Here is a 7,817-nt window from a genome sequence, read left to right as displayed (position 1 = left end):
ATGCCCCCGATACGCCCGTACCTCCTTCTGACGACTTCGAACCGACATCCAACACCTCCGTGATCAGGTGTTGCTTCGATCGGTTGAATACGCCCTGGACTCCGCGGTCGGAATGGTGCACGAGACCGGTAAGGTCGGCGCCGTCCCGGGTCCTGGCCCAGATGCCCATTTCCAAAGCGTCCAGTGCCAGATCGGTGTAGAGGCTGGTGGCCACCTGCCAGCCGACGACTCTGCGGGAGAAGACGTCGATGACAAACGCCGCGTAGTCCCAGCCGGCGAACGTGCGGACATACGTGATGTCTGCGACCCACAGCCGGTTCGGCGCCGTGGCCTGGAACCGGCGTTCGACCAGGTCCGCGGGCCTGCCGGTCTCCGGTGCTGGCTTCGTGGTGCGCGGCCCCTTGGACCGCGAGATCCCGCGCAGGCCCTTCTGGCGCATCAGCCGCTCGACGGTGCAGCGCGCCGCCGGGATGTCCTGCCGGTGCAGCTCCTTGTGGATCTTCCGGACTCCGTAGACGCCGTAGTTCTGAGCGTGGACGCGCTCGATCTTTCCCCTCAGTTCCCGGTCGCTGACTGCTCTGGCGGACTCCGGCCGGGAACGGCGGGCGTAGTACGTGCTCGGGGCGATCTGCAGCGCCTTGCAGATCGGCAGCCGTGAACCTGGGGCTGCTGCTTGAGGGGCAGGATGATCCGGCCGGTGCCCGGAACGCCTACCAGATTGCCATCGACAGCGGCGATGAGGATGTCGCTCCCTTTGCGGAGCTCCTTTTGGGAGAGTATTGCACGGACGGGGATCTGCAGGCTCGACTTGACCACCGCAAGCGTGCAGCAGCCTCGGGCAACCCCGAAGTGCTCATGAGCATCGCCGAGCTATATCTCGCAGGCGGAGCCGTTCCGCTAGCCCGGCAATTGCTCCTGAAAGCTGTCAAAGCAGGCAGTACCATTGCCGCTGACTGCCTGCTGCTGTTCCCTCAAGACGCCGCCGACGCCGTCGATGAACGCGCTTCGCGCCGTCGCGGCCTCCGCTGATGCTGGCAACACGGACAGCATGAACATGCTCGGTCTGCATGCTAGGGAGGGCGGAGATCTCGATCACGCCCGGGTATGGTGGACCAGATCTGCCGCGCAAAACGATATGATCGCTCCACTGCTGCTTTCGCCCGGGTCCCGGGCAGAAGGGACGCGTGGAGAGGCAGATGCTCCGGTAACGCCCGCAACCACAGACTTCGATTGATCCGTGGGCTAGCGGGTCCCCATCGAGGTCCGAGGTTCTGATCTTTGAAGTAGAGGTGGGCTGCCAGACGACGTCCCGCAAGACCGTTCGATGGATAGTCCGGTGAAGGGGCCTGCACGTAACACTTTGGGGCGGCACCCAGAAGTGTCCCACGTAGCCCGCGACGAACGGTGCGTTGCCAGGCGCGGTTACCCAGGCCGCCGGTGCCCGGAAGCGTACGCGCCGTGCAAGGTGGGAACCACACAACAACCCCGGTGGGCTTTACCCTCAAAAGTTGCACTCGTGGCGCTCATCTCCGTTGGTCACGCAATGATGCTCACGAAGTGGCTGAATTCGAAGAATGCTTCTTCCGGGGCCCCACCCATCAGGACATATACGATATCCGAAATAGCTCGATCATCTAGGTCGCGGTTGCGCCGTTACTTATAGGCTCGGGCCGTTCTTACCTCGTTCAGTCCCTACTGGCCATTGACACCTGCTGCTGTTGCCATCGTGCGGGACTCTCTGGCGTTCACGGCACCGTTGCCCGTGGTGACGGCTGCGCTGGGGTGGGTGCCTTCGCTGCGGGCTGCTGCGAGGCGGCCGCGGATCTGGTTTCCCTTTTCCTTTAAGAACGTTCATTCCCGGTTTAGACCGCCGTCGGTGCCTCGATCATCTTCGGTGGATCAAGGCTAAGCTCCCGCGCGGATCCAGCCCTGGAAATCGAAGGGCGGACCGTCCATGGTTTGCTGGTTGACGTAGAGGAAGCCGTCCGTCCCAATGCCCAGCATCGCCAACACGTTGTTGGCCTGAAGCACGACTGCGGGTACACCCATCAGGGAGCAGGGCAGCTCGGTCCAGAGTCCGGCAAAGGTGCCGTCATCTTCCTGCAGGTCGAAGTACTCCGTGCTCGGATCTGCGCGGGTGGCCAGAACAAGGCGGCCGTCCGGTGCCGGCCTCGTCAGCACCGTGGTCTGCCCCTGCCCCGCCGGACCGCCCAGGTCCGACACGATGGGATCCCAGCCGCCATTCACGGCGGCCTGGAGCGACGCCAGCACGTGGCCGTCCTGTGGATTTCTGTAGAACACCCGCAACAGGGAGTCACGCCCCTTTGCTGCCTGCGGGGCCCCCGCGGCGGCCCTCGAGGGAAACGCCGGGTCATGCTCCAGCGGCCCGTTCGCGACGGGCTGGAACCAGTGCTCCACGCCGTCGCCGTTGCTGGCAAATAACTCGATGCGGCCGTCGGCTGTCACAACGGCCGCGGCGGGCTCGTTGATCAGGTCCGTTCCGCCGTCGACGTCCTGCCAGTCGGAAAAGTTGAGGTTGGGCCCATTTTGGGCAATGGTGCTCATTCCGCCACTGGGATTGCGCGCGAAAACCTGCATCCTGCCGTCCCGGTTGCTGGCGACGGTGGGGGTGCCTGTGGCCGCCGATCCGGTGCCGTCGGGGCTGCCCAAGTTGACCCAGTCGGAGAATGCGAGGTCGGGTCCGGTCTGGAACGCCGTGGTGATGTCTCCGGTGTCGATCCGGAATGCAAACACCTCAAGCCGGCCGTCGGCATTGTGCCCCACTGCCAGGTGCGGAGCGACGGGACCACCCCCAAGTTCTTTGGGCCCTTCCCACAGACAACTGATCGGGTCCTGGTGCCACGCCATGACCTGACTGTCCAGGACGGCGAACGCGCGAGGCGTGCCCAGCCCGTCGCGGGCCGCCCACACGCTTCCGGAGGGCCACCGGTAGTACCTCGACGAGGTCCAGCCGAGGTCATGGGCTTGCGGGTCCGATGCCGCGTATGTTGCGAAGATGGAGGCCTTCTCTGCGGATCGCTGCCCGGTCAGGTTGGGCTGCGAACCGGCGATACTGTAGCAGCGGTAGTTGACCAGCGCCGCGTGCTGGCAACTGTCCGGGCCGTGGTAGTCGGCCACCGCCTCGGCCACGAACTGTGCCGTTGCTATGTGGTCCCGGTGATCGTCGGCGGCCCGCGGGTCCGGGCACGGATCCTGCGCCCGGATGATGGTGGGCTGGAAAATCTCCATGAGGGACGTCAGAGTACTGATGAGTTCCGCCCGAGTATACGTCAGGCTGTTGGCGACCGGTCCCCCCGTGGGCACGATCGTTGGTTGTGAAGCGGACTCCCCGCGGAACAACTTCCCCAAGGCGTCCAGATGATTGGCGTCTCCTCCGTCGGGAAGGCACAGGAAGACCAGCTGGACCAGGCCGGGCGCATCGGCGAGCGTGTCGATCTCAATCGGACGGCCATCGACGTCCATGCTGGACCGGTCCCAGTGGTCCGGGACTCCGGCCATGAGCGCATAGGCGGCTCGTTCACCGTTCTGGCGGTCTGCCGCGTATTCCTCCCTCGTGCGGTTCGCCAGCCCATCGAACTCGCCAGCGGAAAGGAACGCGGTGCAGTGCGGCAGCCCGGAGGCGATCCAGTCGCTGATATCAGGGTTCTGGAACAGCAGGTCGTCGTCCTCATGGGCAACGAAGCTCAGAGAACTCGCCAGGACTGTGGGCACAGGGCCGCGTAGCGCCCGAAGTCCTGCAGCGGTAGCGGTCCGGACAGGGCGTATGTGCCTGCGTGCTGCGCGGAACGCAAGCAGGTTGTACTGGGCGGCGACATCCCTGGCGGCATCGCGAGACCGCCTCACGTCACGCAGGGGCTCCCGGGCGTCCGCCGCGTCCAGGACACGCGAGCCATCCTCGCGTCCGGAAACTGCCTCGACCCCGATGCGCGACATCATGCACTTGCCGAGGGGCGCTGCGGTGCGAAGACTTGTCCGGGTTGACCGGTGAATCGATTCCGTGCCATTACCAAACCTCCAGGTCCTTTGCCGACTGTCAGCGATGGTCGAAAATTGAGCCATGTCGCGGGCGGAAAAGTGAGCCACGTTGATGTTGGTTATTCTGCCTGATTTTCCGGTCTTGTCGAGGGCAGGGAGTCTGTCTGTGCATGTTTGAGTCGGTAGCTGGAGCCTTTGAGGGTGATGACTACGGCGTGGTGGACGATGCGATCGATCATTGCGGAGGCGACGACCTGGTCTCCGAACACGTCTCCCCAGCGGGCGAAGGGCAGGTTCGAGGTCAGGATCAGGGACGCTTGTTCGTAGCGTGATGAGACGAGCTGGAAGAACAGGTTCGCGGCGTCCTGCTCGAACGGGATGTAGCCGACTTCATCGACGATGATCAGTCCGTAGCGGCGCAGCCGGACCAGTTCCTGTGGGAGGGCAGGATGGCGTGACCGTCACGGTGTGACCACGGCTTGGCATCAGAGTTCCCGTGCGCCTTCGACGGCGAGGCCGACGCCGAAAGCTGTCAGCACTCCTCCGCTGCCGCGGAAGAGCAGGTTCTTGACCCGGGGGCCTTTGACGAGTGGTCGCGAGGCGCTGAACACGAGTGCGTAGGCGATGCTCGACGCGAATCCGACCACGGCGAATGTGAGCCCGTAGACGGCTACACCCAAGGGGGTTGGGTGAATCGGGAGGAACGGTGGGATGACCGTCGTGAAGATGAGGAGCGTTTTCGGATTTGACAGCTCGGACAGCGCTCCTTCGGCATATCCCCGCCGTGCCGGGCCCCGCGCGTCGAGCGTCGCCGTCTCGTCATCGGCCACGCCGTGTCCGCGGCTGAGGAGGAGTCGGAGCCCGAGGTAGATCAGGTACGCCGCCGCGAGGAACCGAAGCGCCTCGAAGGCCGGACGGTAGGCGACCAGCAACGCGGCCAGGCCGGCGATCGAGGCCGTCACCCATACGAGGTCGCTCGAAAACACTCCGGCCGCCGTGATGAGTGCTCCTCGTCTGCCGCGGATGACGGCGTTCTTCATGATGAGCACGATCGCCGGCCCGGGATCACGGTCAGGACGACGGCGATGGCTAGGAACGAGAAGTACGCGACGGGTATCCCCGGATTCTACTCGGCAACCCGTTGTGCGGGTCTGCCCGATCGACGATCGCTTGGCGGGCACTCGACGGCCGCTGACGAGGCGGTGATTCTGGCTGCGGTGTTCGTCAAATCGCAGAACGGCCCTTGGTCCGATGGCTCGTTCTTTACTGGCTCCACGATGGTCGGGTCTGCTTTTTCTGGTGCCTCAGCTGCCGTGGATCCCACCGGAGGGCACCTATCTGGCCTGGCTCAATTGCGGGCAGCTCGCCATTCCACGCATCACCGCGGCGAGCACGACGTTCGGGGTCGCCACCGACGTCGACGGGCCTGCGAAACTGTTCCACGACAAGGCGCGGGTCGCGCTCAACTCCGGGCACATTTTCGGTTCCGGAGGAGACGGGTATGTGCGTCTCAACTTCGCGACCTCAAGCGCCATCCTCACTCTCGCCCTGACCCGGATGGGAGAGGCAGCCACCGCGCAAGACTGACGACGGTCAAGTGCCGTGGACGCCTCGTACGGATCAGCGTGTGCGCTACTTCCAAGCCTCGGGCTCAAGAAGTCCGACGTGCCCAGCCAACGGCGACCCGTCGAGTCTTAGTCGGCTTCCCTAGATGCCGCGACGACCTCGATTTCGACTCGGGCTCCAAGTGGGAGCCCGGCGACTGCGACGGTGGTTCGGGCCGGGTACGGCTCAGAAAAGACCCTCGCGTAGACACTGTTCATCGAGGCAAAATCGGCCATGTCAATCAGGTAGACATTGACCTTCACTACGTCCGCAAAGCTGCGATTCGCGGCCGCGAGCACTGACGCTAGGTTGGCGAACACACGCTCGGTCTGGGCGTCGATTCCTCCATGGATGAGTGCCTCCGTCGCCGGATCAATGGGGGTCTGGCCAGAGACATAGAGCAAATCCCCCGGTCCGGACGCGGCGTGAGAATATGGCCCCACCGGCTTCGGTGCAGCAGGATCGGTGACAGTTGATCGGGGCATGGCACCAGAATATAGGGACTGCTGAAGGTTTAGTTGACAGCTTGACCTGCCGCAGGGATTGGTTACCCCGTGAAGAATGAGTCTCAGGCTGTTTGGGATGGGTGCTGGCAGTGTAGCTCGTGCTCGATCGGAGTCCGATAGTCCAGTCCGGAATGGCGGCGCTGGCGGTTGTAGAAAATCTCGAAAGGAGCGCGAAGATCGCGTTGGCCAGATCGGTGCGGGTCTTCCAGCGTTTCCTGTTCAAGAGCTCGATCTGCATGCTGGACCAAAAGGATTCCATCATCGCGTTGTCATAGCCGTCCCCGATCGTCCCGAACGAGGGCATCAGGCCGGCCGAGCGGATCTTGTTGGTGAAGGCCCAGGAGGTGAACTGGACGCCGTGGTCGGCATGGACGATCCCGCCCGGGACGGGCCGGCGGTTTCTCATGGCCATGTCCAGGGCGTTAACGACCAGGGCGGAGTCCTGGTTGCTGTCGATCGACCAGCCCACGATCCGGCAGCTGTTGGTGTCCATCACGGCGCAGCAGTAGACCTTGCCCTCCCTGGTGGGATGCTCGGTGATGTCCGTGACCCAGAGCTCGTTCGGCGACAGACGCAAAGAATTTGCGGTGCACGAGGGCAAAAGCTGGTGGCGATGCCTCGCAGGCGTTTGACCTTGGCCGGCCCGGGAAGGCCGGCAATTCCGGCCAGGCTCATCAGCTCCGCGACCAGATGCTCGCTGACGGTGACGTTCATGCCCCGTGTCAGTTCGGCATGGATCCGGCGGGACCCGTAAGTTCCTCGGCTTTCGGCATGGACCGCCCGGGTGAGCCCGGTCAGCCATTGCCGGCGCATCCTGGTCGGTGACATCGGCCTCTTCCGTTACTTGTAGTAGCCCGGGCTGCTTACCCCCAGCAGCCGGCAACAGACCTTCGTGGGGAACCCGGCGCCGGTAAGTTCTCCGATCACCGGGTGGATCCTTTTGGGTCCGGCCGGCCCTCAACGAGCAGCTTCGCTGCACGCTTGAGGATCTCCACTTCCGTTTCCAGCTGCCGGATCCGCTTCCTGGCTTTGGCGAGCTCGGCGCTCTACGGAGTCGTCAGTCCGGGCCGTTCGCCACGGTCGATCTGGTCCTGACGAACCCAGTTGTGCAGGCCGCCCTCGCTGATGCCCAGCTCGGCGGCCACTCGGCTAATGGGTTTGCCGGCCCGGACCAGGGCGACTGCCCGTGCGCGGAATTCCGGTGGATAGGGTCTTGGCATGTCTGAAAGCCTCTCAGCGAGAGCCCAAAACTCAAACCATTTCGGGTAACCAATCCCTGGGGCAGGTCACCGAGTCAACAAAAGCCGGGGCAGTCCCGTTTTGGCCTTGCTCGCGAAACTGAACCACCGCAGGTTCGACAGGATGGCGCTCAGAGGACGGACTTCGCGCTACTGGGTTAGCCTCATATCCGCCCGGTTTTCGGCGAGTACTACGGCGACCCCTGAACCCCGGGCGGTTGACGCCGGAGATGCTCATAGTGCGAGGGGTGGATGGTCACCGGGTCGGTGCACAGGAACAGGCGCCGCGGTGAAGGGCCAGGCAGCCGGACCCAGAGGATGGATGCATCCGGGGTGATGGCGTCGATGGTTCCGTTGCTGGCGGGGTGTCCTTGTTCGGTGATGGTCACCATCTGGCCGGTCCGCAGGCCGGACCAGTCTGAAGCGGGAACGTCGGCGGGGAATTCCGCGTTTTCCGTGATTTCTTGCACCC

General features: G+C 64.1%; 7 protein-coding genes and 2 pseudogenes. 2 read left to right on the top strand and 7 right to left on the bottom strand.

The window, feature by feature from the left end; all coding sequences use genetic code 11:
- Positions 1-628: IS3 family transposase (locus ABIB49_RS17945; RefSeq protein WP_354157534.1), on the bottom strand; the 628-nt coding region annotated here is incomplete at its 3' end.
- A gap of 26 nt (positions 629-654) precedes the next feature.
- Between ABIB49_RS17945 and ABIB49_RS17940 the strand changes: the two genes are divergently transcribed.
- The gene (locus ABIB49_RS17940) at positions 655-1,029 is read left to right on the top strand and encodes a hypothetical protein (protein WP_226776165.1); all 375 of its coding nucleotides are present in this window, start codon (positions 655-657) and stop codon (positions 1,027-1,029) included.
- Between the two features lie 876 nt (positions 1,030-1,905).
- Here the strand turns inward: ABIB49_RS17940 and ABIB49_RS17935 are convergent.
- The 3 genes and pseudogenes from ABIB49_RS17935 to ABIB49_RS17925 all read right to left on the bottom strand — a co-directional run bounded on the left by ABIB49_RS17935 (position 1,906) and on the right by ABIB49_RS17925 (position 5,177).
- Entirely contained in the window at positions 1,906-3,957 is a 2,052-nt protein-coding gene (locus ABIB49_RS17935; protein ID WP_283481117.1) for a DUF8189 domain-containing protein, read from the bottom strand.
- Positions 3,958-4,115: 158 nt separating this feature from the next.
- Positions 4,116-4,439, bottom strand: a pseudogene (locus ABIB49_RS17930) (ATP-binding protein); the annotation flags it as partial.
- A gap of 42 nt (positions 4,440-4,481) precedes the next feature.
- Positions 4,482-5,177: a LysE family translocator gene (locus tag ABIB49_RS17925; RefSeq protein WP_283481116.1), complete on the bottom strand. Its 696-nt coding sequence runs from the start codon at positions 5,175-5,177 to the stop codon at positions 4,482-4,484.
- A 118-nt stretch (positions 5,178-5,295) separates the two neighbouring features.
- Between ABIB49_RS17925 and ABIB49_RS17920 the strand changes: the two genes are divergently transcribed.
- Positions 5,296-5,583 carry a hypothetical protein gene (locus ABIB49_RS17920; protein WP_283481113.1) on the top strand — a complete coding sequence of 96 codons (288 nt, stop codon included), beginning with the start codon at positions 5,296-5,298 and terminating at the stop codon, positions 5,581-5,583.
- 107 nt (positions 5,584-5,690) lie between these two features.
- Here ABIB49_RS17920 and ABIB49_RS17915 read toward each other — a convergent pair whose 3' ends face one another.
- The 3 genes and pseudogenes from ABIB49_RS17915 to ABIB49_RS17905 form a co-directional block, all read right to left on the bottom strand.
- Entirely contained in the window at positions 5,691-6,086 is a 396-nt protein-coding gene (locus ABIB49_RS17915; RefSeq protein ID WP_226773785.1) for a RidA family protein, read from the bottom strand.
- Positions 6,087-6,169: 83 nt separating this feature from the next.
- Positions 6,170-7,327 (bottom strand): annotated as a pseudogene (locus ABIB49_RS17910) (IS3 family transposase).
- A 209-nt stretch (positions 7,328-7,536) separates the two neighbouring features.
- A complete protein-coding gene (locus ABIB49_RS17905) occupies positions 7,537-7,815 on the bottom strand; it encodes a hypothetical protein (RefSeq protein ID WP_283481111.1) in 279 nt (92 codons plus the stop codon).
- Positions 7,816-7,817 lie beyond the last annotated feature (2 nt).

Origin of the sequence: Arthrobacter sp. UYCu512 (assembly GCF_040547075.1) — a bacterium.
Classification (GTDB): domain Bacteria; phylum Actinomycetota; class Actinomycetes; order Actinomycetales; family Micrococcaceae; genus Arthrobacter.
Note: the sequence above shows the minus strand (reverse complement) of the source record. Positions and strands in the feature narration are given on the sequence as shown.

Excerpts from the sequence above, each read along its gene's own strand:
- ABIB49_RS17935 (WP_283481117.1), bottom strand. The coding sequence starts at position 3,957 with ATGATGTCGCGCATCGGGGTCGAGGCAGTTTCCGGACGCGAGGATGGC.
- ABIB49_RS17915 (WP_226773785.1), bottom strand. The coding sequence starts at position 6,086 with ATGCCCCGATCAACTGTCACCGATCCTGCTGCACCGAAGCCGGTGGGG.